The 26,849-nt window shown below is 46.8% G+C and carries 23 protein-coding genes and 20 tRNA genes (1 of these 43 only partly in view); 9 read left to right on the forward strand and 34 right to left on the reverse strand.

All coding sequences use genetic code 11. The annotated features are described in order from the left end of the window. Positions 1 to 74: 74 nt before the first annotated feature. On the reverse strand, positions 75 to 548 hold the full coding sequence (locus M1D59_RS16645) for an S-ribosylhomocysteine lyase (protein ID WP_020452682.1): 474 nt from the start codon (positions 546 to 548) through the stop codon (positions 75 to 77). Between the two features lie 137 nt (positions 549 to 685). Here M1D59_RS16645 and yidD point away from each other — a divergent pair, with 137 nt between their 5' ends. Then, entirely contained in the window at positions 686 to 913 is a 228-nt protein-coding gene (yidD, locus tag M1D59_RS16650; RefSeq protein WP_075751863.1) for a membrane protein insertion efficiency factor YidD, read from the forward strand. Here the strand turns inward: yidD and M1D59_RS16655 are convergent. Next, complete coding sequence (locus tag M1D59_RS16655; RefSeq protein WP_020452684.1) at positions 910 to 1,479, reverse strand: beta-class carbonic anhydrase; 570 nt, start codon at positions 1,477 to 1,479, stop codon at positions 910 to 912. The two genes, yidD and M1D59_RS16655, sit on opposite strands and share 4 nt — an antisense overlap. 125 nt (positions 1,480 to 1,604) lie before the next feature. On the opposite strand from M1D59_RS16655, the gene M1D59_RS16660 reads away from it, so the two are divergent. Both M1D59_RS16660 and M1D59_RS16665 read left to right on the forward strand, forming a co-directional pair. Continuing rightward, positions 1,605 to 2,786: a GTP-binding protein gene (locus tag M1D59_RS16660; RefSeq protein WP_026579027.1), complete on the forward strand. Its 1,182-nt coding sequence runs from the start codon at positions 1,605 to 1,607 to the stop codon at positions 2,784 to 2,786. Positions 2,787 to 2,884: 98 nt separating this feature from the next. Continuing rightward, a complete protein-coding gene (locus tag M1D59_RS16665) occupies positions 2,885 to 3,916 on the forward strand; it encodes a metal ABC transporter substrate-binding protein (RefSeq protein ID WP_065643695.1) in 1,032 nt (343 codons plus the stop codon). Between the two features lie 82 nt (positions 3,917 to 3,998). On the opposite strand, the gene M1D59_RS16670 is transcribed toward M1D59_RS16665, so the two are convergent. Further along, positions 3,999 to 4,244, reverse strand: coding sequence for a type B 50S ribosomal protein L31 (locus M1D59_RS16670; protein ID WP_003184624.1), 246 nt, complete (start codon positions 4,242 to 4,244; stop codon positions 3,999 to 4,001). A 192-nt stretch (positions 4,245 to 4,436) separates the two neighbouring features. Here M1D59_RS16670 and M1D59_RS16675 point away from each other — a divergent pair, with 192 nt between their 5' ends. Genes M1D59_RS16675 through M1D59_RS16690 form a run of 4 tightly spaced genes read left to right on the forward strand, consistent with a single transcriptional unit; the run spans position 4,437 to position 7,267 of the window. Continuing rightward, the gene (locus M1D59_RS16675) at positions 4,437 to 5,762 is read left to right on the forward strand and encodes a cytochrome ubiquinol oxidase subunit I (protein WP_023855818.1); all 1,326 of its coding nucleotides are present in this window, start codon (positions 4,437 to 4,439) and stop codon (positions 5,760 to 5,762) included. A gap of 37 nt (positions 5,763 to 5,799) precedes the next feature. Then, positions 5,800 to 6,843, forward strand: coding sequence for a cytochrome d ubiquinol oxidase subunit II (locus M1D59_RS16680; RefSeq protein WP_025810962.1), 1,044 nt, complete (start codon positions 5,800 to 5,802; stop codon positions 6,841 to 6,843). Positions 6,844 to 6,887: 44 nt separating this feature from the next. Continuing rightward, on the forward strand, positions 6,888 to 7,049 hold the full coding sequence (locus M1D59_RS16685; RefSeq protein ID WP_075212789.1) for a DUF1540 domain-containing protein: 162 nt from the start codon (positions 6,888 to 6,890) through the stop codon (positions 7,047 to 7,049). A 26-nt stretch (positions 7,050 to 7,075) separates the two neighbouring features. Further along, positions 7,076 to 7,267 (forward strand): hypothetical protein, encoded by a 192-nt coding sequence (locus M1D59_RS16690; RefSeq protein WP_020452690.1) that lies wholly within the window; start codon positions 7,076 to 7,078, stop codon positions 7,265 to 7,267. Positions 7,268 to 7,428: 161 nt separating this feature from the next. Here the strand turns inward: M1D59_RS16690 and menC are convergent, their stop codons facing one another. The 6 genes from menC to M1D59_RS16720 form a co-directional block, all read right to left on the reverse strand. Further along, complete coding sequence (gene menC, locus M1D59_RS16695) at positions 7,429 to 8,538, reverse strand: o-succinylbenzoate synthase (RefSeq protein WP_458117541.1); 1,110 nt, start codon at positions 8,536 to 8,538, stop codon at positions 7,429 to 7,431. Positions 8,539 to 8,550: 12 nt separating this feature from the next. Further along, complete coding sequence (locus tag M1D59_RS16700) at positions 8,551 to 9,987, reverse strand: o-succinylbenzoate--CoA ligase (RefSeq protein WP_023855814.1); 1,437 nt, start codon at positions 9,985 to 9,987, stop codon at positions 8,551 to 8,553. A 77-nt stretch (positions 9,988 to 10,064) separates the two neighbouring features. Further along, positions 10,065 to 10,883, reverse strand: a complete 819-nt coding sequence (gene menB / locus M1D59_RS16705; RefSeq protein WP_020452693.1) for a 1,4-dihydroxy-2-naphthoyl-CoA synthase — start codon at positions 10,881 to 10,883, stop codon at positions 10,065 to 10,067. A 13-nt stretch (positions 10,884 to 10,896) separates the two neighbouring features. Then, positions 10,897 to 11,718 (reverse strand): 2-succinyl-6-hydroxy-2,4-cyclohexadiene-1-carboxylate synthase, encoded by an 822-nt coding sequence (gene menH / locus M1D59_RS16710; protein WP_025810960.1) that lies wholly within the window; start codon positions 11,716 to 11,718, stop codon positions 10,897 to 10,899. Then, positions 11,706 to 13,448 carry a 2-succinyl-5-enolpyruvyl-6-hydroxy-3-cyclohexene-1-carboxylic-acid synthase gene (menD, locus tag M1D59_RS16715; protein WP_212791729.1) on the reverse strand — a complete coding sequence of 581 codons (1,743 nt, stop codon included), beginning with the start codon at positions 13,446 to 13,448 and terminating at the stop codon, positions 11,706 to 11,708. Before menD ends, menH begins: the two co-directional genes overlap by 13 nt. Continuing rightward, the gene (locus tag M1D59_RS16720) at positions 13,445 to 14,869 is read right to left on the reverse strand and encodes an isochorismate synthase (RefSeq protein ID WP_023855811.1); all 1,425 of its coding nucleotides are present in this window, start codon (positions 14,867 to 14,869) and stop codon (positions 13,445 to 13,447) included. The genes menD and M1D59_RS16720 overlap by 4 nt, the downstream gene beginning before the upstream one ends. Before the next feature lie 268 nt (positions 14,870 to 15,137). Between M1D59_RS16720 and M1D59_RS16725 the strand changes: the two genes are divergently transcribed. Further along, on the forward strand, positions 15,138 to 16,070 hold the full coding sequence (locus M1D59_RS16725) for a 1,4-dihydroxy-2-naphthoate polyprenyltransferase (protein WP_020452697.1): 933 nt from the start codon (positions 15,138 to 15,140) through the stop codon (positions 16,068 to 16,070). Positions 16,071 to 16,179: 109 nt separating this feature from the next. Then, positions 16,180 to 16,932, forward strand: coding sequence for a TraR/DksA C4-type zinc finger protein (locus M1D59_RS16730; protein ID WP_458117542.1), 753 nt, complete (start codon positions 16,180 to 16,182; stop codon positions 16,930 to 16,932). Between the two features lie 27 nt (positions 16,933 to 16,959). Here M1D59_RS16730 and M1D59_RS16735 read toward each other — a convergent pair whose 3' ends face one another. The 25 genes from M1D59_RS16735 to M1D59_RS16855 all read right to left on the reverse strand — a co-directional run. Then, positions 16,960 to 19,365, reverse strand: a complete 2,406-nt coding sequence (locus tag M1D59_RS16735) for a glycogen/starch/alpha-glucan phosphorylase (protein ID WP_458117543.1) — start codon at positions 19,363 to 19,365, stop codon at positions 16,960 to 16,962. Then, complete coding sequence (gene glgA, locus M1D59_RS16740; protein WP_224066687.1) at positions 19,326 to 20,807, reverse strand: glycogen synthase GlgA; 1,482 nt, start codon at positions 20,805 to 20,807, stop codon at positions 19,326 to 19,328. Before glgA ends, M1D59_RS16735 begins: the two co-directional genes overlap by 40 nt. Further along, positions 20,804 to 21,832 (reverse strand): GlgC family sugar phosphate nucleotidyltransferase, encoded by a 1,029-nt coding sequence (locus M1D59_RS16745; protein ID WP_023855807.1) that lies wholly within the window; start codon positions 21,830 to 21,832, stop codon positions 20,804 to 20,806. Before M1D59_RS16745 ends, glgA begins: the two co-directional genes overlap by 4 nt. A 26-nt stretch (positions 21,833 to 21,858) precedes the next feature. Continuing rightward, positions 21,859 to 22,998, reverse strand: coding sequence for a glucose-1-phosphate adenylyltransferase (locus tag M1D59_RS16750; protein ID WP_216919712.1), 1,140 nt, complete (start codon positions 22,996 to 22,998; stop codon positions 21,859 to 21,861). Then, positions 22,995 to 24,875, reverse strand: a complete 1,881-nt coding sequence (gene glgB / locus M1D59_RS16755) for a 1,4-alpha-glucan branching enzyme (protein WP_145930100.1) — start codon at positions 24,873 to 24,875, stop codon at positions 22,995 to 22,997. The genes M1D59_RS16750 and glgB overlap by 4 nt, the downstream gene beginning before the upstream one ends. Before the next feature lie 184 nt (positions 24,876 to 25,059). Beyond that, a tRNA-Glu gene (locus M1D59_RS16760) sits at positions 25,060 to 25,131 on the reverse strand. Positions 25,132 to 25,143: 12 nt separating this feature from the next. Continuing rightward, a tRNA-Ser gene (locus M1D59_RS16765) sits at positions 25,144 to 25,234 on the reverse strand. Between the two features lies 1 nt (position 25,235). Beyond that, positions 25,236 to 25,310: transfer RNA gene (locus M1D59_RS16770), tRNA-Asn, on the reverse strand. A 6-nt stretch (positions 25,311 to 25,316) separates the two neighbouring features. Next, a tRNA-Ile gene (locus M1D59_RS16775) sits at positions 25,317 to 25,393 on the reverse strand. Between the two features lie 12 nt (positions 25,394 to 25,405). Next, a tRNA-Gly gene (locus M1D59_RS16780) sits at positions 25,406 to 25,479 on the reverse strand. An 8-nt stretch (positions 25,480 to 25,487) separates the two neighbouring features. Continuing rightward, a tRNA-His gene (locus tag M1D59_RS16785) sits at positions 25,488 to 25,563 on the reverse strand. Positions 25,564 to 25,585: 22 nt separating this feature from the next. Next, positions 25,586 to 25,661, reverse strand: a tRNA-Phe gene (locus M1D59_RS16790). A gap of 9 nt (positions 25,662 to 25,670) precedes the next feature. Beyond that, positions 25,671 to 25,747: transfer RNA gene (locus M1D59_RS16795), tRNA-Asp, on the reverse strand. 22 nt (positions 25,748 to 25,769) lie between these two features. Next, positions 25,770 to 25,846 (reverse strand) — tRNA-Met (locus M1D59_RS16800). A 24-nt stretch (positions 25,847 to 25,870) separates the two neighbouring features. Next, a tRNA-Ser gene (locus tag M1D59_RS16805) sits at positions 25,871 to 25,963 on the reverse strand. Between the two features lie 7 nt (positions 25,964 to 25,970). Next, positions 25,971 to 26,047 (reverse strand) — tRNA-Ile (locus M1D59_RS16810). Positions 26,048 to 26,052: 5 nt separating this feature from the next. Further along, positions 26,053 to 26,126, reverse strand: a tRNA-Met gene (locus M1D59_RS16815). A 25-nt stretch (positions 26,127 to 26,151) separates the two neighbouring features. Continuing rightward, positions 26,152 to 26,224, reverse strand: a tRNA-Ala gene (locus M1D59_RS16820). Between the two features lie 6 nt (positions 26,225 to 26,230). Continuing rightward, positions 26,231 to 26,307, reverse strand: a tRNA-Pro gene (locus M1D59_RS16825). 8 nt (positions 26,308 to 26,315) lie between these two features. Further along, positions 26,316 to 26,392 (reverse strand) — tRNA-Arg (locus M1D59_RS16830). An 11-nt stretch (positions 26,393 to 26,403) separates the two neighbouring features. Further along, positions 26,404 to 26,475: transfer RNA gene (locus M1D59_RS16835), tRNA-Gly, on the reverse strand. A gap of 15 nt (positions 26,476 to 26,490) precedes the next feature. Beyond that, positions 26,491 to 26,575 (reverse strand) — tRNA-Leu (locus M1D59_RS16840). 7 nt (positions 26,576 to 26,582) lie between these two features. Then, positions 26,583 to 26,658 (reverse strand) — tRNA-Lys (locus M1D59_RS16845). Between the two features lie 81 nt (positions 26,659 to 26,739). Beyond that, positions 26,740 to 26,815: transfer RNA gene (locus tag M1D59_RS16850), tRNA-Thr, on the reverse strand. A 15-nt stretch (positions 26,816 to 26,830) separates the two neighbouring features. Then, a tRNA-Val gene (locus M1D59_RS16855) sits at positions 26,831 to 26,849 on the reverse strand (it continues 57 nt past the right edge of the window).

A 26,849-nucleotide genomic window follows, 5' to 3' on the forward strand; every position in this document is an offset into this window, starting at 1 on the left:
ATATATGGCATTATTTTCTTTGTGAACAAAAAATGAAAACCGGCTCTTTTCTGAGCCGGTTTTTTTCAAACGTTTTATCCAAACACTTTGAGCAGATCTTCTTTATTTTGCGAAAGCCAAAAACGCATCATGCGCTTTGCGCCCTCTAGATCGTGAAGCTTTGCCTGGCCGCACTGTTTTTCGTTAGCCGCCGGAATTTCAGTCACTTCAACGGCTTCTTTGAACGTATCCTCAAGCAAATCAACGATTTCTTCCACTTTCGGTTCACCGCTCACCACCAGGTAATAGCCTGTTTGGCAGCCCATCGGCGAAATGTCGATAATATCAAAGTGGTCATATTTTTCCGCATACGTGCGGATCGTAAATGCAAGAAGATGCTCCAAAGTATGAATTGTATCAGGTTTCATCGCCTGCTTATTCGGCTGGCAAAAACGGATATCAAACTTGTTGACGACGCCGTCCGATCCCACTTTATGGACGCCGCAGTGTCTGACGTAAGGCGCTTTTACTGCATTATGGTCAAGTTCAAAACTTTCAACTGAAGGCATGGTTCCTCTCTCCCCTCTAATCGGTCTTTTTGTATTATATCATACTTTACCGATAAGTTTTCAGGTCAATGCTTTTCCTTTTTATGAGTTTTTTGCTTATATTATAATAAGGTCAAAATAAAAAAGGTGCGAAAAACATGAAAACCTTATTCCTGCTGCTCATCCGCTTTTATCAAAAATGGATATCACCGGCTCTTCCGCCGACATGCCGTTTTTATCCGACATGCTCCAATTACGGCCGTGAAGCGATCGAAAAGCACGGCGCATTTAAAGGCGGATGGCTCACCATTAAGCGGATTCTGAAATGCCATCCGTTCCATCCCGGCGGGATAGATCCCGTTCCGGAAAAAAAGCAAAAGGATTAACGTTCTTCCGGATATCCGTTGACAATAAGATCCAGTCTGCCTGTTTCCGGATTGATGACAAGTCCGTGAACAGGTACTTCCTCCGGCATCAGCGGATGGTTTCGAATCACGCTTACACTATCCCTGACGCTGTCCTCTACAGAATCAAAGCTTTTCAGCCATTGTTCAAAATCGACGCCGGAGTACTCAAGCGTCTCAATCCGTTCTTTTGGAATGCCTCGCTTAACGACTTTATCCAAAAAGCTGTCGCAGCTCAGCTTGCTCATTCCGCAGTCATGGTGGCCGATCACGCATACTTCATCAGCGTTCAGTTCGTATACCGCAACGAGAATGCTCCGCATAATACTCCCGAAAGGATGAGCCACGAGTGCACCCGCGCTCTTAACGATCTTCACGTCCCCGTTCCGCATATTCATGGCATGAGGAAGCAGCTCGACAAGCCTTGTGTCCATGCAAGACAGAATCACCATTCTCTTATCGGGAAACTTGCTTGTTTGGTATTTTTGATAGTCCTGCCGCTCAACAAACTGTTGATTGAACTGTAGAATGTTCTCCAAAAGTTTCATGGCTCATTTCCTTTCTAAACGCTTTTTATATCTAAATATAACATATTTCTTGTATTTTTTTCATAAGTCAAGTAAGATTTCCATTGTGCAAATCGAAATAATTACGTTTTAAAGGAAGTGAAAACATGACGCAAAACCTGATTCCTGTCACTGTTTTAAGCGGCTATCTCGGGTCCGGGAAAACGACGCTGCTGCAGCATGTCCTGCATGAAGCGCACGGCATGAAAATCGCCGTGATCGTCAATGACATGAGTGAAATTAATATCGACGGCTCCCTCGTGAAAAAAGGGGATCTTATCCGCACGGATGAAAAGCTTGTCGAAATGCAGAACGGCTGCATTTGCTGTACGCTGAGAGACGATCTGCTCATCGAAGTCCAAAAGCTGGCGGAGAACGGCGGAATCGATTATATTCTCATCGAATCTTCCGGTATCAGCGAGCCGATTCCCGTTGCCCAAACCTTTACTTACAAAGATGAGGAGCTGGATATTGATTTAAGCAAATATTGCAGGCTTGATACAATGGTCACCGTCGTCGACGGCAGCCGTTTTTTTGAGGACTTCGCTTCGGGGGAAAGCCTTTTGGAACGGAAACAGGCGGCAGATGAAACAGACAGCCGTGAAGTGGCCGATCTTTTAATTGAGCAAATCGAATTTGCCGATGTCCTCATTTTGAATAAAACTGATTTACTCAATAAAAAAGAGCAAGAAAAGCTTTTCTGGTCTCTGAGAAAACTGAATCCGGACTGCAGAATCATTTCCTCGACATTCGCAAAAGTGCCGATTTCGGCCATCATGAATACGAAATCGTTCGATTTTGAAAAATCGAGTCAATCAGCGGGGTGGATCAAAGAACTGAATGAAGAGCACACACCTGAAACAGAGGAATTCGGAATTTCTTCCTTCGTCTATCAAAAACAAAGGCCTTTCCATCCTGAAAGACTGAAGCGCTGGCTTGAAAACTGGCCGCCTCATATTATCAGAGCAAAAGGCTTCTTCTGGCTTGCTTCTCGAAATGACACAGCAGGCCTTCTGTCCCAGGCAGGCTCTTCTCTGATGATCCAAAGCGCAGGCCCCTGGATTGCAGCGTCTCCCGAGGAAGAACAAAAGCTCGCGTTTGAAGAGGATCCCCATTTAAAAACGGACTGGGATGAAACATACGGAGACCGGAAAACGGAAATCGTTTTTATCGGCATTGACATGAATCAGGAAGACGTGATCCGCTCCCTGGATCAGACCCTTCTTACAGATAAAGAAATGAATTCAGACTGGTCGGCCTTCCATGATTCACTGCCTGAGTATATTTAACTATCATTTCCTCTTTTCAAATCGTAATTATTACGATACAATGATACAGGACCATTAAATCGGAACCATTACAGTTTTACATTGAGAGGAGAAATACCATGAAAAAAACATTCGGATTAGCATCTGCATTCATTCTTGCTGCCGGATTAGCAGCCGGTTGTTCAAGCAACGGCACTTCCAGTGAACAAAAAGAAAATAAAGACACGCTGGATATCTATACAACCATTTATCCGCTTGAAGACTTCGCCAAAAAGGTCGGCGGAGAATATGTGAACGTCAAAAGTGTTTACCCGCCAAACGTTGAAGCGCACACTTACGAGCCAAGCTCAAAAACGATGGCGGAAATTTCCGACTCGGATGCCTTTATATACTCTGGAGTCGGTGTAGAAGGATTCGCAGACAAAGCTGTAAACACATTAAAAAACAGCAACGTCAAAATCGTCAAAGCCGGAGAGGGCATTGACCTTCTGTCACGTGAAGAAGAAGGCGAACACGATGACCATGCACATGAAGAAGAACATGGTGACCACGATGAGCATGCTCACGAAGAAGAACATGAACACGGAGAAGCCGAAGGCCATGATCATCATCACGACCATGGAGATCATGACCCGCACGTATGGCTTGATCCTGTCCTTGCTGAAAAAATGGCCGAAAACATTAAAGACCAACTCGTAAAATTAGATCCGGAACACGAAAAAACGTTTACGAAAAACTATGAGTCTCTAAAAAAAGATTTGGAGCAGCTTGACAAAGACTTTAAACAAACCGTTGACAAAGCTGATAAAAAAGAAATTCTCGTCTCACATGCCGCCTACGGCTACTGGGAAAAACGCTACGGCATTAAACAAATAAGCGTTCTCGGCCTTTCGCCTACTGAGGAACCTTCACAAAAGCAGCTTGAAAACATTGTTAAAACAGCGAAAGAACATAATATTAAATACGTCATTTTTGAAAGCAATGTCAGCAGCAAAATCTCCGAGATCATCAAAAAAGAAATCGGAGCCGAAAGTCTGACGATGAAAAACCTTGAATCTGTAACAAAAGAAGACATTGAAAGCGGCAAAGATTATACTACCATCATGAAAGAAAACCTGACCGTCTTGAAAAAAGCTTTATCAAACAAATAACAAAGATCAAGCGCATGAGACCTCATGCGCTTGTTTTTTTTATATGGACGAAAAAAGACCGGAAACATCCGGTCTTTTTCATTTAATCCATATTAAATCTTTTCTTGAACTGTTCGACCCTTCCGCCTCTTTCGTTGAATTTCTGTCTTCCGGTATAAAACGGATGGGTGTCTGAGCTTACTTCAACTTTTATAACGGGATACGTCTTGCCGTCTTCCCACTCGGCCGTCTCATCGGAAGTTTTAGTTGAGCGGCTTAAAAAACGGTACCCGCTGTTTACATCCTGAAAGATCACTTGATAAGTTTTCGGATGAATATTTGGTTTCATATGCCATTCCTCCTAACAAAACGTAATAATTACGTTTTATTATATACCTTTCATATGTTTGTGTCAAAAATGAATGTTCATTTGCCATGTTTTGATCACCTTATCCATTTTAACCGCTCACAGGAAGAATAATCTAAAAAAGGCGGTAAACAATAAAAAGCAAAATGGTGTAAATGAAAGGTGGTTTTCCGGATGAATGACTTGATTTTTGCAAGAAGCCTTTTCGGAACAACGATGGGGTTCCATATTATTTTCGCCTCGCTCGGTGTCGGAATTCCTTTAATGATTTTGCTGGCCGAGCTGATCTATCAAAGAACGAAAGATCCCCACTACGCCATTATGGCAAAAAGATGGACGAAGGCACAGGCCGTGTTGCTCGGGGTCGCCATACCGACCGGAACCATTGCCGGAACGCAGCTCGCCTTGCTTTGGCCGGGATTCATGGAAGTGATCGGGAAAGTCATGTCCCTCCCATTTCAAATTGAAATCTACGCTTTTTTTATTGAGGCTTTATTTATGTCCATTTATGTTTACGCAGCCGATCGGCTGACTCCTCTTATGAGAATTACAGCTGTCATTTTTATCGTTATCGGAGCAGCCGCATCAGCCATCTTAATTACAAATGTGCACGCTTTCCAGGGAACGCCTGAAGGCTTCAAAATCGTGAACGGCGAAATTACAGATGTTCAGCCGTGGACGGCGTTCTTCAACAAAAGCTTTGTGGCTACAGCAGGACACGTTGTCGTCTCCGCTTTTATGACGGGCGCGTTTATTATTGCGACGATAGCCGCTTACAAAATGCTCCGAAACCGCGGTGATGAAAAAGTCTACGCCCTTCATAGAAAAGCGCTGCTGCTCGGGCTGATTGTCGGAGGAGCGTTTTCTCTGGTCACGGCTCTGAGCGGTCACGAATCCGCACAGCTTCTTCACCGCTACCAGCCTGAAAAACTGGCGGGCGCAGAAGGGCTTTTTGAAACTCAGTCCCACGCTCCACTTGCGATCGGCGGATTTACTGATGAAAAGACGCAATCGGTCAAATGGGCGATTGAGATTCCTTGGGCTTTAAGCTTTTTGGCCGACAACCGCTTTGACACCGTTGTAAAAGGACTGAATGACTTTCCAAGGGATGAGTGGCCTCCTCTGTTCATTCATACTTTGTTCAACGGCATGGTTTTTATCGGCAGCCTTTTGATTGTTTATGCCGCTGTCGGTTTTATTTGGAGAAAAGTCATGAAAAAAGACCGCTTTCCCCGCTGGATGCTGGCCGTGTTTATAACCGGCGGCCCGCTCGCTTTGCTTGCAATCGAATTGGGCTGGGTGTTCGCTTGCACCGGAAGGCAGCCTTGGGTCATTTACCATATGCAGAAAACGTCCGAAGTAGTGACATCCTCCGGCTCGATCGGCATATTGTTTCTTTTGTTCTTTATCGTCTACATCATTTTAGGAGCAGCGGTGGTGTTCGTATTGCAATATTACTTTAAACGCCACCCTGTCGAAGAAGATTTAAAAAGCAGCTGAATGCACAAAAAAACAGAAGGGAAGTCATATGATGCAACTGGATGGAACAACAGATGCCCTGCTGGCTATTTCGATCGTCTGGGGATTTATATTTATCTACGCTGTGATGGCGTCAATGGATTTTGGAGCGGGATTTTGGTCGATGATCTATATGAATAAAAAACAGCTGAAAGCAACCAATATTGCAAACCGCTACCTTTCCCCGACCTGGGAAGTGACCAATGTTTTCATCGTCGGAATCGTCGTGGCCCTTTTCAGCTTTTTCCCGGGCGGCACTTTTGTGCTGGGAACGGTGCTTTTGCTTCCCGGCAGCATTATTTTATTGCTTTTGGCGATTCGAAGCGGATTTTTGGTCTTTTCGCACGCTGCAAAAGATTATGAAAGGGCGTTGACTTACGTTTCAGGGATCAGCGGCTTTATCATTCCGGCTGTTTTAATCCTTGTCTTGCCCGTGACACACGGCAACTTCGTATATCAGGTAGACGGAAACCACCAATTGGATTTTATTAATTTGTTTTTAAGCCCTCATGCCTATTCTTTTATGGGCTTTGCCATTTTCAGCACGCTGTTTCTGTCTTCATTGCTGCTGGCTGATTTTTCAAATGTAGCCGGAGAAAAAGACGCGTATCAGGTCTACCGCCGAAACGCTTTAATCACCGGCCCGCTCGCTTTGCTTATGTCATTCAGCATCATGATGACCATGAGGACGGAAGCCCGCTGGCTTTATACAAAAATGATGGACGGGCTTCCGTGGCTGATTTTATCGTTTTTGCTGTTTCTCGTCGCATTTGCGGCTTTGTTTCTGCCAAACAGACATAACAGCGACCGGCAGGGAAAGCCTCGCCTCGCCGTCATCGCCATTACGCTGCAGTATTTTACGGCGAGCTATGTTTACGGGAGAGCGCACCTTCCTTACATGGTCTATCCTGATGTCACGATTCAATCAGGCTTCACCGCGCCGGAGACATTCAGGGCGCTGTTCATCTCCTATATCGTCGGTTTTATTATTTTATTCCCCGGCTTTTATTATTTCTGGAAATTGTTCATGAAGGACAAGAGGTACATCAAACAGCATGAATAAGGTTAAGCTAAATGTGTACAACTTTTAAAGGGGGCCAAAATGATATGGAACAAAAAATACTGTGTGAAGTCAGCAACTGCACCTATTGGGGCCAGGGAAACAAGTGTACAGCCGACGCCATTTATGTCGTCAGCCATGCTGAAGGTGAAAAAGCTTCTAATAGCAAAGAAACGGATTGTAAAACATTTAAACCTGAACATCATTAAAGCGGATGAATGAAGGAGGGACAGTCATGAATAAAGAGTCGCTGCTACAGGCTTTTTATCAGGAAATCCACGGGGCGGACGAAACCGCATTTCAAAAAGCCGCCTGCTCCTTCATGAACTTATGGGATTATGAATACGGATGTCTGGACGGGCTGCCGGATCAAGCGGACCGGCTGATCGGACAGATCGTACACGAAGATTTGCTTTTGGGCGATTAAAGGAAAGGGCTGTCATAAAGGCAGCTCTTTTCATATTTTTAAAAAAACCGGCTTGAAAGCCGGTCCAAACGAGAAGGGAATAATGTACAGCTTTACTATACATGAGAGGCCGTCCATTTAACAAAGCTTGAAAATCTGGAAATCAGCGTTTAAAACAGCCTTTACTGTTTGAAAACATCTATTTTAGATGAATTCTTTCTTAAAACATGAGTATCCACTTCAAAGCCCATTCCCGGTCGGCTTGGAACCTGAATATAGCCGCCTTCGATGCGAATTTCCGGTTTTACGATATCCTCTTCCCAATACCTTGAGGATGAAGAAAGATCCCCGGGAATCAAAAACTGCGGAAGAGAACTCAGCGCAAGATTGTGTGCTCTTGAAATACCGGTTTCAAACATGCCGCCGCACCAGACAGGCATTTGATGTTCTTTGCAGATGTCATGGATTTTCAGAGCTTCTGTCAAACCGCCGACTCGGGACGGCTTAATATTGATAATTTTGCAGCTGCCAAGCTCGATTGCCTTTCGCGCATCATCAGCAGAACGGATGCTTTCGTCAAGACAAATTGATGTTTTGATATGTTTTTGCAGATGGCGGTGGTCTACGATATCATCATCCGCCAAAGGCTGTTCGATCATCATTAATTTAAATGCGTCAAGCTCTTTGATCCGGCTGATGTCTTTTAATTCATAAGAAGAGTTGGCATCCGCCATCAGCGGCACCTTCGGAAAATGCCGGCGTATTTCCTTTAAAAGCTCTATATCCTGCCCCGGCTGAATTTTGATTTTTATTCTTTGATAACCTTCTTTTACATATTGTTCAATTTCCTCAAGCATATCATCCAATGGAGCAAGACCGACGACGACCCCGGCAGGAACTTCTGTTTTTACTCCGCCCAGCGCCTCTCTTAAAGAGATCCCTTTTTTCCTGGCGTAAATGTCCCAAAAGGCGGCTTCAAGGCCGGCCTTTGCCATTCTGTTGCCTTTGAATCCGCGAATGCTCTCGGGCACTTCTGAAGGGTGTGTGAATGATTCGCGCAGCACAGCCGGAATCAAAAAATCTTTTAGCATGTGGTAACATGTCTCCGTTGTTTCTTCTGTGTACCACGGAGATGAAAAAGCGGATACTTCCCCCCAGCCTGTCACCCCTTCCCGGTCAGCAGCTTCTATGATGATAAACTTGCGATCCTGAAAGGTTTCCAAGCTTGATTTAAAAGGCTTTTTCAGCCGCATGCTGAGATGGTACAATGTCAGCTGTTTGATTTGAATCATGGCGCTCTCCTTCTACAATTGATGTCTCATCAGTTTATTCGAAGCATTTCTCGGCAGCTTGCCGACAAAATGAAAGGCTTTAGGCACTTTATAGGAAGCAAGCCGTTCTTTGCAAAAGTCGCTCAGCTCCTCTTCATCAACAGGGCTGGCGGCGACAAGATAGGCGTGGGGAACCTTTCCCCAAGTTTTGTCATCGACCCCTTTTACCCCCGCTTCCGCAACTTTGGGGTGTGACAGAAGAACGGCCTCGACTTCAGCCGGATAGATGTTTTCTCCCCCTGATATGATTAAGTCTGAACGCCTGTCCAGCACGTATAAAAATCCGTCAACGTCAAGATACCCGATATCACCGGTTTTAAACCAGCCGTCATTGAATGAGGCTTTGTCTGCCGCCTCATTTTTTAAGTAGCCCTTCATAACGGTCGGCCCTTTTACGGTTATTTCTCCATGTTCTCCGGGTTGGCATTCCGTGCCGTTCTTTTCGATTTTAATGCTTGATGCAAACAGCGGCTTGCCGGCTGAACCGAGCTTTTCAATCGAGTATTCTGGGGCGAGGGTGGCAATCTGTGAGCACGTTTCAGTCATCCCGTATGACTGTACGACAGGCAGCCTCTTTCTTTTGCATTCCTCAAGGAGAGAAAGCGGGGCAGGCCCTCCGCCCAGTAACAGGCACCTTAATGATTCGGGGCAGCTGTCGACTTTTGCCGCAAGCCTTGACAGCATCGTCTGAACGACCGATGCAATCGTTACTTGATTGTCTTTGATCGAACAGAGAACTTCTTCCGCGTCAAACCTTTGATGTAAAACAACTGTCATTCCGTAAATGACCGATTTAAAAAGAGCCGATAAGCCGCTGATGTGGAAAAGCGGCAAGGCGATCAGCCAGCGATCGTGTTCTTGGAGCCCCAAATTCAAAGCGGATGAAACCGCGCTGAAATAATGGTTGGCAAATGTCTGCATAACCCCTTTCGGCCGTCCTGTCGTTCCGGACGTATACATAATTGTGGCCGCATCGTCCAAATGAATGCTCTCGATTTCCGTAACCGGAGGGCCGGCGGCGTTTTGAACGTCTTCAATGTCAACAGCGCGGGCCGGCTTGCCCTCTCTATGCTCTTCCAGGAAAGGCTGTTCTGTAAGCAATAGCTTTGCTTCCGAGTGTTCAATTTGATATGTTCGTTCGGCCATTGACAGCTTCGTATTCAGCAAAACGATGCGAACTCCGAGAATAAAACAGGCATGGACGGCGATAACCATCTCCAGCCGGTTGGTGAGAAGTACAGCCGCTGTATCCCCTTTCCTCAGACCAAAGCTCTTCAGCTGCCCGGCCGTTTTTTTTGCTTCATGAAATAATTGATTAAAAGTCAGCTTGTGATCCCCCTGAATCACAGCCATCCTGTCAGGAGTCAGCTCTGCTCGCTGTTTAAGCCAATTCGGATGGTCCATCAGCATATCATCATCTCCAAAAAATATCTTGAATGATAAAAGAAACAGCTCAGTCGCACTAAGCTGTTTCTCTCTTCCGTCTTTTAAGGAAAACGCGGGAACTGTCCGAAATCTGGACGGCGTTTTTCTTTAAACGCATCGCGGCCTTCTTTCGCTTCATCTGTTGTGTAATAAAGCAGTGTCGCATCTCCGGCAAACTGCTGGATGCCTGCAAGCCCGTCCGTGTCGGCATTAAAGGCCGCTTTAAGAAATCTGAGTGCTGTCGGGCTTTTCTCAAGCATTTCTTCACACCATTGAATCGTTTCTTCTTCAAGCTTTTCAAGCGGTACAACCGTATTGACAAGGCCCATTTCCTTAGCTTCCTGAGCGTTGTATTGACGGCACAGATACCAGATTTCACGCGCTTTTTTATGACCCACGATACGCGCCAGATAGCCTGATCCGTAGCCTGCATCAAAGCTGCCGACTTTCGGCCCTGTTTGTCCGAAAATTGCGTTGTCTGCGGCAATCGTCAAATCGCATACGATGTGGAGCACATGGCCGCCGCCGATCGCATAGCCTGACACCATCGCAACAACAGGCTTCGGAATGACGCGGATCAGCCGCTGAAGATCAAGAACGTTCAGACGTGGAATCTCGTCTTCGCCAACATAGCCGCCGTGTCCTCTTACCTTCTGGTCTCCTCCTGAACAAAACGCTTTATCGCCGGCCCCTGCAAGGATAATGACACCGATATTGGCATCATCCCGCGCATATGCAAACGCATCGATCAGTTCCGAAACCGTTTTTGGACGAAATGCGTTATGTACCTCAGGGCGATTGATCGTGATTTTGGCGATGCCGTTATATGTTTCATATAATACATCTTCGTATTGACGTTCGCTTTTCCATTCTACAGTCATAGATGTGTACCTCCTATTTTAAAATAAATTCACTTACTATTTTACCAAAAAAATCGGGCTCTTCCACATGAACCGCATGACCGGTATGTTCAACAATCTCGAGGCGGGCGGTTGGAATTCGCTTTGCCATGCTTTCATTGATCGCGATAAATTTCCGATCCAGGCTCCCCGCAATGAGAAGCACCGGATCATCGATTCCGCTCAATCTGTTCCACCAGGACGGCTGTGATCCGGTTCCCATTCCGATTAAGCTGCCTCGAAGCCCGACCGGATTGTTGTTCAGACGTTCTTCACGCACTTTTTTTCTTTTCGAAGGGTCCATTGACAGCTGAGATGCAAACAGCGGAATGCCTTCCCAATAATCTACGAAAGACTCGATTCCTTCTTCAAGTATCCGTCTGCTGAGCCGGCTGTCCTGCTCCCTGCGCATTTTTCTTTCTTCCGGCGAATCAAGCCCCGGAGAACTGCTTTCCAGCACAAGACCGGACACACGCTCCGGATGAATCATCGCCACTGATAAGGCAAGCCGGCCGCCCATTGAATAACCGATGAGGTAAGCCTGTTTCACATTTAACTGATCAAAAATCTCGATCAGATCGGCTGCCTGCTTCTCTGTTGTGTAGCGGCTGCTGTCTGCCGGCGAGTCTGTTCCGCCGTGTCCGAGCAGGTTCAGCTTGATCAGACGCAGCCCCTGAAAATAGCCGTCTATCCCGTCCCATGTTGCCGCACTTCCTGTAAAGCCATGCAAAAACACCGCCGTTTTTTCCGCAGACAGGCCATTGTCTTCTATTTTATAGGAAACGCCGTCTTTCAGTGTTAATTTCAAAACGGCCACTCTTTTCTTATTTCATACATTGCGGAATCAAGCATTCGGCGATGCTGCTCTACACGATCATCGCGCTTCGTTTTCACCTCAATGATATCCAAGCCGCGGCGGTTGACGGAGGACAAATACGCATCGGCAAAATGAGCGGATGACTCAGGGCATACATAGCGTCCCCCATACAGCTTGGCGGCATGCTCGAATTCGAGCCCCGTCGGCGTTCCGAACAAGAGCTCGAAGTACCTTTCTTCAGCAGATTGGGGAAGAAATGAGAAAATGCCGCCGCCGTCATTGTTGACGAGAACGACAGTCAGCGGAATGTCGAGCGTTTTGCTGACAAGAAGGCCGTTTAAATCGTGATAAAAAGACAGATCGCCAATGACAAGAGTTACCGGTTCTTTCGTTGCGGCATATATGCCCAGCGCAGTCGAGACAACGCCGTCAATCCCGTTTGCCCCTCTATTGGCGAAAATCCGAAATGATCGCTCCTGATTTTCAAAAAATGTATCCGCATCGCGGATCGGCATGCTGTTACCGACAAACAGGGAACTGTTTTCCGGAATCAAATGCTGCAGGTTCCGGTAGATATTTCCTTCAAAGGTAAGATCCTCAGCTTCAAGATTTCTTAAAAGAGCTCGGAAGCGGCTGTTGGCAAACCGCCATTTCTCCAGCCAGCTGTCTGATCTTTTTTCTGAATGGACAGCGGAAGCCACAGCAGCCGCAATCTCTTCTTCCGCGCAATGCAGCATATGTGCACTGAGCTGAGTCGGATCGCGCCACCCTCCATCTGGGTCAACAACGATTTGCCTGATGCTCGGATTTTGCTTTAGCAGCTGAAAAAGCGGCTTTGAAACCGGCATCGCGCCGAAGCGGATGACTAGCTCAGGCATGAGCTCCCGTTTCAGCTGTTCTTCTTTCAATAATGAATCGTATCCATCGATGATGGTTTCTTTTGAATGGCTGCCGTTTCTCAAGTTTGAAAGCGGGTCAGCCAAAATCGGATACCCCGCTGCCTGAGAGAGAGATACAATATGTGCTTTGGCGTTATCATCTTGCAGCTCTCCGCAGACGATCATGCCTTTTTCCGTCTCTTTGATCAGAGCGCTCAGCGCTTCAAGCTGATGCCGGTCAGCACGAAAGCGGCCGCTTTCAACCGCCACATGACTGCCGTTTCTCAACCTTTGAAACGGGTCATCCTCAAGGTTCGGCATGAGCGGCTCTCTCAGCGGAAAGTTGATATGCACGGGTCCGCGCGGCGCTTTTTTGGCTTCTCCGGCTGCGCGTGCTGCCAAAGAACGGATGTACGCCAGCATTTCGGGATGACTGTCAGGCAAAGCCGAGTCTGTGAAAAACTTAACAAAGTTTCCGAATAAGAATTGCTGATCAATCGCCTGAGGTGCTCCTACTTCTCTCAGTTCATGCGGCCGATCAGCCGTTAAGATGATAAGCGGTATTCTTGAATAATGAGCTTCGATCACAGCCGGGTAGAAATTCGCCGCAGCTGTTCCGGATGTACAGATCAATGCGATAGGCTTCCGCATAGCTTTTGCCATGCCCATTGCAAAAAACGCAGCGGATCTTTCATCCACATGAATATGAACATTGATGTCCGGATGACTCGCGGCCAAAATCGCAAGGGGCGTCGATCTTGATCCCGGGCAGATGACCGCTTCTGTCACGCCTGCAAGAGAAAGCTCATCAATAAAATTCCCTATATATTTTGTAATTGGATTTTCAGTCAACGGATATCGCCTCCAAGTGCAGACAGCATCGGCTTCATCTTAATTTGCGTTTCTTCGTATTCCATATGAGGATCGGAATCAGCCACAACCCCGCAGCCGGCAAAAATTCTGGCCTCTTTTGAATCGATAAGTCCTGACCTGATCGCCACCGCAAATTCCCCATTGCCGGACATGTCGATCCAGCCCGCCGGTGCCGCATACCAGCCCCTTGACATCGGCTCCAACACTCTGATGACCTCAATCGCTTTTTGCTGAGGCGCTCCTCCAAGTGCAGGAGTTGGATGAAGCTTCTCGATTAAATCAAAAAGCGAGGACTCCGCATTCATTTTGCCGACAATCGGCGTATACAAATGCTGCACATTTTTTGTTTTGTACAGTCCCGGCTTGGCCGGCTTTTTGATATTGCTGCAATTTGACAATAGCGCCTGATGAATCATATTGACGACAATGTCGTGTTCGATAAGGTTTTTTTCATCGTTTAACAGCTCAAGACCGAGCATCCGGTCCTCCTGCTCACTTTCGCCTCTCTTGATTGAACCGGCAAGGCAGGTCGACAGCACGTTGTCTCCGTCTTTTTTGACCAGTCGTTCAGGTGACGCGCCGACAAAACTTTTGCCGTTTTCTTCAATAGCGAATATATAGCTCGTTTTTTGTTCAGACATCAGATTGAATAATACTCTGTGAAGTTCGACTGGCTGGTCGAACGTTAAAAGGATCTCTCTGGCGAGCACAACTTTATCGTACTTCCCGTTTTTAATGTCGTCAGTCGCCCGCCGGACCGCTTCAAGCCATTCAGGAACATCAAGCTCCTCCTTGGCGGTAAATCGCGCATGACCGTTTTCGGGATAACGGGAAGCGTCCGCCTTGATCAGCTGTGAAGCAGCGCCCTTTATTTCTTCAAGTACTTTGCGCACATCCTCTTCAGGAGCCTTCCATCTATTGACCGTAATGAACGTTTCCTCTCCGTCCTGTGTCAGCATAGCGGTAGGAATAAAAAAAGCGCCTTCCTGGTAGCCGTTCCAATGCTGCTTGCGATCTTCCAGCGGATCAAATGAAAAACCGCCAAACAGCAATGGCCCAACCGCTGCCTGACTCGTGCATTGATCTTCGTGGAAGTGAAAGGTTTTCTCTTTTAAGCGCTCCCATTTTTCATGTACAGCCTGATAACGTCCGGCATCCTTCAGGTCTGTGGAAACCGAAATTTCCTTTCCCAATCCGACAAGCGTCAGTCCGCCGTCGGGATCAGACCAGAAGAACCGTTTCCCGGCAAATTGTTCTTCCCCATTTATGAAAAAGGAAAGAGCATCTATGCTCTCAATTTTTCTGGAATAACTTATTAAAACAGCATGGTTGACTTTTTTGACGATGTTTAATGCTTCAGGCGCTTCCCTTAGGAAAGTGCGCTGCACTGTTGTCACCATGATACATTCCTCCAAAATCCGTAAAATGCTTTTATAACCATACACCTGTGAACGGTATGTGTCAACAAAACGACACTTTATTAACAACCGCCCTTACCTATTATAAACGTAATCGGCCGATTGAAAAAGACAAGGTCATTTAATATTTTCGAAATGCGTGACGGCCGCTTTTTTTCTAACAATATCACCCATTATATTGACACCTTTTTTAACTTTTTCTAAACTTAGTATGGACGTGTACGTATTAAAACTAAAGGAGTCATACTATATGCAGCATCAATCACTTTCAGGGAGTGTTTCTGAAATAAAGCCGGAAAAATGGCGCGTATGGTGGATGTTAACAAGACCCCATACACTGACAGCAGCCTTTGTCCCTGTAACGCTCGGGACCGTAATGTCCCTTGAATCGGGAAAAATTGATATCTGGCTGTTTTTAGCTATGCTGGCCGCATCAATATTAATTCAAATCGGAACGAACTTATTCAATGAGTATTTTGATTTTGTACGAGGACTTGATAATGAAAACTCGGTCGGCATCGGCGGTGCTATCGTCCGCTATGGAATGAAGCCAAAGACGGTATTATACCTGGCATACGGACTGTTTGGAGCAGCCGTTTTACTCGGCCTGTACATCTGCGCTTCTTCAAGCTGGTGGCTTGCGTTGATCGGATTGGTATGCATGGCCGTCGGCTATCTTTATACGGGCGGACCGTTTCCAATCTCCTATACGCCGTTCGGTGAAATTATGTCGGGCGTTTTTATGGGAATGGTCATCATTCTGATTTCATATTATATTCAGACTGGCGGGCTGACTTGGAACGTCTTTCTGATCTCCCTTCCGATTACGATTTTAGTCGGAGGCATCAATCTTTCCAATAATATCCGCGATATGGTCGGAGATAAAGAAAACGGAAGGAAGACGCTGCCGATTTTGGCTGGAAGAAAAAATGCCGTACAGATTTTGAGCTGGGTTTTTGCTGTTTCCTATATATTGATCGGTATATACATCGGCTTTGAGATCGTTTCTCTATGGAGCTGTATTGTTCTATTAAGCCTGCCGAAACCGATTAAAGCCATCCAGGAGTTCAAGGAAAAAGAAAAACCGGCGGATCTGATGGTCGCCATGAAATCAACGGCGCAGACGAACACCTTTTTCGGCCTTTTGCTCGCCATTGCCCTGCTCATTCAGTATATTTTTTAAAAAAGGAGCCTTTATGGCTCTTTTTTTTTTGCTTTTATTTACAAGAAAGTTCTGTTTGAATTCGTTCATACTAAAAACGCGAGCACTTTAAAGAAACGAGGCGATGCATGTGCTAACAAAAGAACAGTTGATAAAACTCGAAAATGAACTGAAAGCCGGGAAAGAACAGATCGTCAGCCGCTTTAAAGAAAACGGACATTTTGGCATCGATGTGACGCATCCGTTCAACTCGACGGGCGATCTTTCGGCTTATGACAACCATCCAGGAGATGAAGGTACAGAACTGTACGAACGCGAAAAAGATCTTGCTCTTTTTGAACATGAAAGAGAGCATTTGCACGATATCGAACATGCTCTGGCTTTGATCGAAAAAGGAACATACGGCCGCTGTGAGGTATGCGGAAAGGATATCCCGTATGAAAGGCTGTCCGTACTGCCAACCGCAACGACATGCAGCGAACATTCGTCAACCGTCTCCGTTTCAAAAGACCGTCCGATTGAAGAAGAAGTGCTGAACCCCCCGTTCGGACATTTTGAAAAAGACGAAGACGACGAAAACGTCGCATACGATTCAGAAGACGCTTACCAGGACGTCGAACGCTACGGCAATTCTGAAACACCTCAGGATCTGGCCGTTCCGCCGCTTTCATACAGCCAGATGTACATGGAATATGAAGAGCCGCTCGGATACGTCGAAGATTACGAAAACTATGCCGCAACAGACATTACCGGAAAAGAAGTAACCGTCTACCCGACGAAAGAACACGAAAAATATGAAGACCTTCTTGATGAAGAAGGCATCATGACCTCTTTCGGTGATCTCCCGGCTTATGAAAAGGATCCTTATACTGAAGAAGACTAAGCCCCGCGGGTCAGGGGCTTAGCGTTTTTAAATTCGGCGGTGATACGGCTCAATTTCCCAAATGTCTTCCGCATACTCCCTGATCGTGCGGTCACTTGAAAAATATCCGGCATGCGCGATGTTTGTGACGGCTTTTTCGGCCCAAAGACGCTTATTCAAGTAGTCTTTTTGAATCCGTTCCTGCGCTTCAATATAAGAAGCAAAATCTTTTAAAACAAAGTATTCATCATTATAAGCGATCAGCGAGTCATAAATCGGCTCAAATTCGCCGGCTTCCCCTTCGAAAAAACCATTGATCAGCTGATCGGCCGTCTGTCTGATCCTTGCATCATGCTGATAGTATTCCCTTGACAGATAGCCGCCTTTTTCAGTGTAGTTCAGCACTTCATCCGCCTTTAAACCGAACGTGTAAATACACTCGTGCCCCACCCTCTCAAGCATTTCAATATTGGCGCCGTCATGCGTGCCGATCGTCAAAGCCCCATTGATCATGAACTTCATGTTTCCTGTACCGGAGGCTTCTTTGCTTGCCGCAGATATTTGCTCGCTGACATCTGACGCCGGAAAGATACGCTCGGCGATTGATACCCGGTAATTTTCCAGAAAGATGACATTGATCGATTGTCTGACATCCGGATCATGATTGATTTTATCTGCGACTGAATGGATCAGCTTAATGACCTTTTTGGCATAATGATAAGTCGGCGATGCTTTTGCCCCGAAAATAAATGTTTGCGGATAAATGGCAAAGCCTTTGTCTTCCTTCAGCCTGTTGTACAAGTACATGATATGGAGCACATTTAAAAGCTGGCGCTTATAAGCGTGGAGACGCTTGACTTGAACATCGAAGATGCTGTCAGGATTAATGGCGAATCCGATGCTGCCTTTCATCATGTCTGCCAAAAGCTGCTTTCGTTCCCTTTTGATGCGCTGAAATGCTTCAAGAAACGCGGAATCGTGCACAAACGGACGAAGATCCAAGAGGCTTTCCGGTTCTTTCAGCCACCTGTCTCCTATCGCTTCAGTTATCAGGTTCGCCAGCGGCGGATTTGCCTTTAACAGCCACCTTCTATGTGAGATGCCATTCGTTTTATTATTGAATTTAAAAGGGAATACAGAATAAAAGTCGTTCATTTCCCGCTCTTTTAATATGGTTGAATGAATGTTGGCTACGCCGTTAACACTGTAGCTTCCGACGATCGCCAGATGGGCCATTTTCACTTCGCCGTGGGCGATGACGGCTAGCTTTTCGATCCTTCCCCATTCACCCGGGTATTTTTCCCACAGCCAGCCGCAAAACCGCTCATTGATCTCCTCAATGATCATAAAAATTCTCGGCAGAAGCGGTTGAATTAAATCGATCCTCCATTTTTCCAGCGCTTCGGCAAGCGTCGTATGATTCGTATATGAAATCGTATGTACGGTAACATGCCACGCTTCATCCCACGTCATTTTTTCTTCATCAAGCAAAATTCTCATCAATTCCGGCACAGCCAGAGCGGGGTGGGTGTCATTGATATGGATCGCAACTTTTTGATGAAAATCATGGAGTGACGGGTGATTTTTCTTATAGCATTTCACAATGCTTTGCAGGCTTGCCGATACTAAAAAATATTGCTGTTTCAAACGGAGAATCTTGCCTTCGTCATGCGTGTCATCCGGATACAGGCATTCAGATACAGCTTCTGTCTCGCGCTTATACTTCAAAATATTCGGTTCATGATGGAGCGAGCAAGGCTCCGCATTCCACAGCCGGAGGGTATTGACCGTCTCGGTCTCATAGCCGATGATCGGAATGTCGTAAGGCACGGCTGTCATCACTTCCGCTTCTTCCTGCCAAAAGCGGAGGCGCCCTCCTTCCTGCGCCATCTTGACCCGCCCGCCGAAACGAACATAAACAGCCTGATCGGCGTTGCGGATTTCCCAGACGTACCCATGTTTTAGCCATTGTTCAGGCAGTTCGACTTGATGACCGTCAACGATTTTTTGTTCGAAAAAGCCATGCTTGTAGCGAATCCCCATCCCATGCCCGGGAAGGTCGAGCGAAGCCAGTGAATCCAAAAAGCACGCCGCGAGCCTGCCCAATCCGCCATTGCCAAGGCCTGCATCCATTTCGGTCTCTTCGATGTCTTCAAGACAAATGCCAAGCTCGGAAAGACCTTCTTGGACAACTTCACGGACGCCGAGGTTGAGCAGGTTTTGGCCGAGCAGTCTGCCCAGAAGAAATTCAATCGATAAATAATAGGTCTGTTTATTTTGGTTGGAGCGGCTCCTTTCATTGGTCCTGATCCAGTTTGCGCTGATATGTTCCCTGACCATGATGCCGAGCGTCTGATACTGGTCAAGCGTAGAAGAGTCCCGAAAGCTTTTTCCGCACAACCGTTCAAGACGCTTCAAAAAGCATTGTTTAAAGCTTTCTTTACACGAGAACATGGCGCTTCCCCCTTTATCTCCCGGCTGTATAACTGCTGATACTGACGGGCTGACAAAGCCCAGCTGATATCATGTGTCATGGCTTTTTGAACGATGCTGCCCCATTCTTCTTTCCGGTGATATATAGACAGTGCTCTTTTAATCGTATACTTCATATCATGGGCGTTAAAATGGGCGAACGTAAAACCGTTGCCTTCACCGTTTGTTTCCTGGTAAGCGGTCACTGTATCGTGAAGCCCGCCTGTTTCCCTGACAACCGGAACCGCTCCGTATCTAAGGGCAATCAGCTGCCCAAGACCGCACGGCTCGAATTTTGAAGGCATCAGGAAAAGATCGCTGCCGGCATAAATCTTGTGGCTGAGCGGTTCATGAAAACCGATATACGCCTTGCACCGCTCCGGAAAAGCCTGCTCCATATAGCGAAAATAATTTTCATATTCCGCTTCTCCGGTTCCTAAAACGAGCAGCTGCATGTCTTCTTCTTGAAACAGTTCGTGCAATACCCGCTTGATCAAATCGATGCCTTTTTGCTTCGTCAGCCTTGTCACCATGCTGATGAGCGGAATGTCTTCATTCACCGGCAGACCGAATGTCTTCTGGATCACAGCTTTATTTTTCCGTTTTCCGTCACGGTTGACGGCATCGTAATGATAATCGATGTGAGGATCATTTAAAGGGTCGTACAGCTCATCATCAATCCCGTTTAAAATGCCGGTCAGCACATCCTTCTTGTCTGCCAGCACCCCTTCAAGCCGCTCGCCGTAGTATGGAGTCAAAATTTCATTGCTGTACGTCGGACTGACCGTTGTCACCCGGTCAGCGGCAATAATGCCGCCTTTCATATAATTGATGTGTCCATAAAACTCGAGCTTTTCCGTTGTGAAGTGGGAAATGTCAAGGCCGAGCAAGTCATGGACCGCTTCCTTCGGAAAAATCCCCTGAAATTGAAGGTTATGAATGGTGAATACGCTTTTCATGCGCTGATAGAACGGTTTTTTTTGATATTCCTCTTTTAATAAATAATTGATCATCCCTGCGTGCCAATCATGGGTATGGATGACATCAGCATCAAAATTCAGCGCGTATAATGCTTCCAAAACGGCCCGCGAGAAAAAAGCAAACCGTTCTCCATCATCATAATGGCCGTAGAGGGAATCCCGGTTAAAATAATACTCATGATCTAGAAAATAATAAGAAATTCCGTCATGTTCAAGGTGTTCAATGCCGCAAAACTGCCTGCGCCACCCGACGCGAACTTCGCATTCAGCCGTTTTAACCATCCTTCTTCTGAAATCTTCCGCAATCAAGCTGTATTTCGGCATCATGACAGCCGTTTCTATTCCTAAAAGGGCGAGTTCTTTCGGGAGCGCACCTGCGACATCGGCGAGCCCGCCTGATTTAACAAACGGCACACATTCAGAGACAGCGAATAAGACTTTCAAGAGTTCATCAGCGCTCCTTGTACGGCTCCTTTTTTTATGATGAAAGGGAGGCTCATAGTGCCGGACATTTCGATATGATGGCCGACTTTGACATCCTTGTCGCAGATGACGTGCTCCAGTCGGCAGTTTTCTCCAATCCTTGTTTTTTGCATAATCACGCTGTTTTTAATGGTCGTTCCTTTTCCTACGTGAACTCCTCTGAACAAGACCGAATTTTCAACCTCGCCTTCGATGACGCAGCCGTTAGCGATAATCGATTGCTTTACCCTGCTGTTTTTAGCGTATTTTACTGGCGGATCGTTTTTTATTTTTGTGTAGACAGGCTGGCTCATATGAAAGACTTGCTCCCGAAACACAGGCTGGATGAGGTTCAAACTATGAAAAAGGTAGCTTTCAGGAGAGTCGATCACGGCGGTATACCCCGAATGCTCATAGCTGTTGACGGATAGCGAACCACGCTCTTTCCGGCAGACTTCCTCAAAAGATTGCGCTCCTCCGGCGCAATGCCCTTCAACCATCTCCCTCAACAGACTTTTTTTCGTGACATACAAACCTAAAGGTTTTCCTTCTTGACAAACTTCAGTCAGATCACACCCAGATTCAAGGTGCTGGTTGAGCACTTCTTGAAAAGGAATGTGACAGACCGTATAGCTGTTTGCCACAGCAGCATATGGCTGAGTACTTCTTTGAAAATAATCGAGATGCTCGGCAAATTGCCGAAACGAACCAAGCCCGACATGCTCATCATGGGGAATCGAAGACGGAAGAAAGAAAAGACCGTCCCTTTTCCTGTTTAAATCCCACTCTTTTCCCGATCCTAAATGATCCATCAAGGAACGGTACGGAGACTTGGAAAATACAGCGACACTCCGAATGCCTGCATGAACCATGCCTGACAACGCAAAATCGATCAGCCGGTACCTTCCTGCAAACGGAACGGCTCCGATCGAACGTCCGGCCGTTAAATCCTGAAGAGAGTGCTGGTTGACAGCTGCATCAATAATCCCCAGCATTTGTTTATTCATTGGCACCATCCGCCTCTCCGTGTTGTTTAAACAACCTTATGTTTTTTGACATATTCCTCTGTGATCAGCAGGATTTCGCCATCTTCCGCCTTCGCGTGAAATCCGTCCGGAATTCGTATTCCTGCCGATACAATAGCATTTTCGATCTCAACATGCTCTCCAATTGAAACGTCATGCATCACGACTGAACGTTTGATCGCGGAATGTCTGCCGATTGCAACGCGTTGAAAGATAACCGAACGGGTGACAGCCCCATATACGGCGCACCCTTCGCTAATGAGCGATTCTTTGATGTCCGCCTGCTCGGCAACAAACTGCGGCGGTAGGTTCGGAGCGACGGAATAAATCCGCCAGTTCCGTTCGAACAGGTCAAGTGGAGGATGATCTCCAAGCAGATCCATATTAGCTTCCCATAAACTTCTGACCGTACCGACATCCTTCCAGTACCCTTTAAACGGATAAGCGTTCAGCTTCTTTTTTTCCTCGAGAAGAGCCGGTATGATATCTTTACCGAAATCGTGGCTTGAGCCGGATTTTTTTTCATCGCGTTCAAGCGCCTCTTCAAGCACGCTCCATTTGAAAACGTAGACACCCATCGATGCCAAGTTGCTCTTCGGGTACTTCGGCTTTTCCTCGAAGCTTGTAATCTCCATCTTGTCATTCGTATGAAGAATACCGAAACGGCCGGCTTCTGCCCAGCTCACTTCGATGACGGCAATGGTGGCGTCAGCCTGTTTCTCCACGTGGTATTCGAGCATTTTTCCGTAATCCATTTTGTAGATATGATCTCCTGATAGGATGAGTACATGTTCAGGCTGAAGCTCTTTTAAAAAATGGCGGTTTTCATAAATCGCGCTTGCCGTTCCTTTGTACCACTTCACTTCTGACGCTTCTGCATAAGGGGACAAAATGGAGACCCCGCCGTCATTGCGGTCAAGATCCCATGGCTCGCCGATGCCGATATATGAGTTTAATAAAAGCGGTTGGTATTGAGTCAGCACACCGACATGATGAATTCCCGAGTTGGCGCAGTTGCTGAGGGCAAAATCGATGATTCTGTACTTGCCGCCAAATGGAACGGCCGGTTTTGCGAGGTTTTTCGTTAAGGCATTCAGCCTGCTTCCCTTGCCGCCAGCCAAAAGCATAGCCACACATTGTTCTTTCATCCCTTTTTCGCTCCTCTCTTTTTGACTGCTCTGAAAACCGCAGCTCCCAGCGGAGGGACTGTCATGCTGATGCTGTATGGTTTGCCGTGCAGAACGCCTGCTTTTGCTTGAAGGCGTTTCGGGTTGATTTGGTGTGAACCTCCGTATTTTACATCATCGCTGTTAAGCACTTCGATATATTCGGTTTGAAAAGGGACGCCGACCTGATATTCGTGATAAACGGAAGGCGTAAAATTGCAGACGATAATCAACGCTTCACCGGGCTGTTTTCCATAGCGGATAAACGATACAATCGACTGTTCCGCATTGTTGACGTCAATCCACTCGAATCCTTGCTGCCGATGATCATTTTCATACAGAATACGGCTTTTTTTGTAGAGGTGAAGAGCCTCCTTTGTAAACATCCGGGCCTTGCAGTGCATGTCAAAATCGTCCAAGAACCAATCGAGCTCTTCTTCGTCTTTCCATTCATCAAATTGAGCAAACTCACCGCCCATAAAGAGAAGTTTTTTTCCCGGGTGCAGCGTAAAATAACTGATCAGCAGGCGGTACTGGGCGAATTTCTGCCAGTAATCGCCGGGCATCTTATGAAGCAGAGACTTTTTGCCGTATACCACTTCATCATGGGAGAACGGCAGGATGTAATTTTCTGAGTAGGCATACATTAAGGAGAATGAAACAAGATGATGCAGGTGTTTTCTTTGTTCTGGGGAAGCTTCCATATAGGTTAATACATCGTTCATCCAACCCATATTCCACTTATAATTAAACCCGAGACCGCCTGCATAGGTCGGATGCGTCACAAGCGGCCAGTCTGTGGAGTCCTCAGCAATCATTAAAAAGTGGGGATCTTTTGCAAAAACCTGTTCATTTAAAGTTTGAATAAATTCGACGGCAAAGCCGTTCGCTTCAGGCTGAGGACGGTTTGGCCAATACAGGAGGTTTGCAACTGCATCGACTCGAAATCCATCTATATGATACATCTCGATCCAATACAACGCATTCGAGATTAAAAAACTGCGAACTTCTCGTTTTCCGAGGTCAAAATTGGCGGTCCCCCATTCCCAATTTTCCCTGTCATGCTCATGTGAATATTCATACAGCGGCATACCGTCAAACAAATACAAGCCGTGGTCATCTTTGCAGAAATGGCCGGGAACCCAATCCATAATAACGCCGATCTCATGCTGATGGCACTGATCGATAAAATACATCAAGTCATGCGGTTCGCCATATCTGCTCGTCGGACTGTAGTACCCCGTTGTCTGATAGCCCCATGAACGGTCAAACGGGTGCTCTGTCAACGGCATCAGCTCGATATGTGTGAATCCGTGTTCTTTAACGTAAGGAATGACTGTTTCGCTCAGTTCCCGGTATGTGAAAAAACGCCCATCCGCTTTCTTTTTCCACGAACCGACATGAAGCTCGTAGATGGAAATCGGTTTTTCATATACGTTTTTTTGTTTCTTTTTCTTTTGCCACTTTCGGTCGCCCCATGGGTATCCGGCCAATTGATAAGTGATCGATGCCGTTTTCGGCCTGACTTCAGAAAAAAAAGCATAGGGATCGGCCTTCAATTTTGTTTCATTTGCGGCTGTGATCATTTCATATTTATACAGCTCCCCTTCTCCTATGCCGGGGATAAACAGTTCCCATATGCCTTCCTGATGACGCTCCATTTGATGCCGGGCACCGGACCAGCCGTTAAACGTTCCGGCGATTCGAACTTCCTTCGCATGAGGGGCCCAAACACAGAAGCGAAAACCTTGGCGGCCGTCCTGTTCCATTTGATGAGCGCCGAAAAATCTGTAGCATTCATAAAGCCGACCGTCATGAAAGAGATGCGCTTTAATATCCGAGGCACTCACACCAGCCATTGATTTCATCCTTTCTGCCACTATATTTAAAGATTACTCTTTTATTCGCATAATATGGCTTGATCCCTTTCATGAAAGCGCTTCTTTTTATTGACAAAGTTCAACAATATCCTTTTTGAACATTGACTGAAGTCATACAGGCATAAAAAAACTCCGCATCATAATGATGCAGAGTTTAACATGATGACCCGTACGGGATTCGAACCCGTGTTACCGCCGTGAAAGGGCGGTGTCTTAACCACTTGACCAACGGGCCTTATTGAAACAATGGCGGAGAAGGAGGGATTTGAACCCTCGCGCCGCTTACGCGACCTACACCCTTAGCAGGGGCGCCTCTTCAGCCACTTGAGTACTTCTCCATGGCTCCGCAGGCAGGATTCGAACCTGCGACCGATCGGTTAACAGCCGATAGCTCTACCACTGAGCTACTGCGGAATATCATGGTGGGCCTGAATGGACTCGAACCATCGACCTCACGCTTATCAGGCGTGCGCTCTAACCAGCTGAGCTACAGGCCCATGATATGCAAATGGAGCGGGTGATGGGAATCGAACCCACGACATCAGCTTGGAAGGCTGAGGTTTTACCACTAAACTACACCCGCATTTCGCATGGGGCGGTTGATGGGAATCGAACCCACGAATGCCAGAGCCACAATCTGGTGCGTTAACCACTTCGCCACAACCGCCGCAATATATAAAATTGTAAAATGGTGGCTCGGGACGGAATCGAACCGCCGACACACGGATTTTCAGTCCGTTGCTCTACCAACTGAGCTACCGAGCCTTTATTAAATGGCGGTCCGGACGGGACTCGAACCCGCGACCTCCTGCGTGACAGGCAGGCATTCTAACCAACTGAACTACCGGACCATTTTGGCAATGAATTTAAATTTGGTTGCGGGGGCAGGATTTGAACCTGCGACCTTCGGGTTATGAGCCCGACGAGCTACCGAACTGCTCCACCCCGCGATGATCAAAACAATAATAGATATATGGCGGAGGAAGAGGGATTCGAACCCCCGCGGGCTTTGACACCCCTGTCGGTTTTCAAGACCGATCCCTTCAGCCAGACTTGGGTATTCCTCCGTAACAATGGTGGACCTTGTAGGACTCGAACCTACGACCGGACGGTTATGAGCCGTCTGCTCTAACCAACTGAGCTAAAGGTCCTTTAATAGCGGCGGAGGGAATCGAACCCCCGACCTCACGGGTATGAACCGTACGCTCTAGCCAGCTGAGCTACACCGCCATGGTGAATATTAAAGATAACAAAGTGGAGCCTAGCGGGATCGAACCGCTGACCTCCTGCGTGCAAAGCAGGCGCTCTCCCAGCTGAGCTAAGGCCCCAAATAATGGTCGGGAAGACAGGATTCGAACCTGCGACCCCATGGTCCCAAACCATGTGCTCTACCAAGCTGAGCTACTTCCCGTTATATAATGGCGCGCCCGAGAGGAGTCGAACCCCTAACCTTTTGATCCGTAGTCAAACGCTCTATCCAATTGAGCTACGGGCGCATAGATGATCAAGCGGAAGACGGGATTCGAACCCGCGACCCCCACCTTGGCAAGGTGGTGTTCTACCACTGAACTACTTCCGCAAAATAGATTGGCAATGCGGATGAAGGGACTTGAACCCCCACGTCTTTAAAAGACACTAGAGCCTGATTCTAGCGCGTCTGCCAATTCCGCCACATCCGCATGAAAATGGTGAGCCATGAAGGACTCGAACCTTCGACCCTCTGATTAAAAGTCAGATGCTCTACCAACTGAGCTAATGGCTCCAATACTGCAATGAAAACTGAAGACTTTTTCGAAAGCTATCTGTCTTTTTTCAGCAACTTTTATATTGTATCATAAAATCGTGGTGCCGGCAAGAGGACTTGAACCCCCAACCTACTGATTACGATTCAGTTGCTCTACCAATTGAGCTACACCGGCCCATTCCAAAATGAATGGTGGAGGATGACGGGAT

The organism is Bacillus sp. PK6-026 (assembly GCF_054161455.1).